1 protein-coding gene and 1 pseudogene are annotated in these 560 nt (G+C 65.5%); both read left to right on the top strand.

Features of this window, described 5'->3' with window-relative positions; all coding sequences use genetic code 11:
* A partial coding sequence (locus EN935_RS39515) for a topoisomerase C-terminal repeat-containing protein (protein ID WP_164771906.1) occupies positions 1-215 on the top strand: 215 nt, incomplete at its 5' end.
* 6 nt (positions 216-221) lie between these two features.
* Positions 222-560, top strand: a pseudogene (locus EN935_RS39510) (ribonuclease R); the annotation flags it as partial.

Here is a 560-nt window from a genome sequence, read left to right as displayed (position 1 = left end):
ACGCCACCCTGCCCAAGGGCAGGGATCCGCAGTCGGTGACGATCGAGGATGCGCTGGCGCTGATTGCCGAGAAGGAAGCCAAGGGCGGTGGCGGCAAGAAGCCGTTCCGCAAGGCGGCAGCGGCTAAGGCACCTGCTGCCAAGAAAACCACAGCCAAGAAAACGGCGGCCCAAAAGCCGGCTTCGAAGAAGCCGGCCGCGAAGAAAAAAGGGTAGGACAGCGTGGCGCGCAGGATCACCGGTAGGAGCCACGGCGATCCGCGCACCGCCGACACGAGGGCCAAGGTCAAGGACGACTATCGGCCATCGCGTGACGAAATCCTGCGCTACATCGCCGAAAATCCCGATCGCGCGGGAAAACGCGACATTGCCAAGGCGTTCGCGCTGCGCGGCGACGACCGCATCTGGCTGAAGGACATTTTGCGCGACCTGCAGGACGAAGGCGTCCTGACCAAGGAGCGCAAGCAACTGGCCCGCGTCGGCGCCCTGCCCCATGTCGCCGTGCTCGACATCTTCGGCCGCGACGGCGATGGCATTTTGCTGGCGCACCCGGCCGAGGCC

The organism is Mesorhizobium sp. M7D.F.Ca.US.004.03.1.1 (assembly GCF_003998635.1).
In the GTDB taxonomy this organism is placed as follows: Bacteria; Pseudomonadota; Alphaproteobacteria; order Rhizobiales; family Rhizobiaceae; genus Mesorhizobium; species Mesorhizobium loti.
The sequence above is the reverse complement of the archived record's forward strand: the minus strand, read 5'-3'. Positions and strand labels throughout refer to the sequence as shown.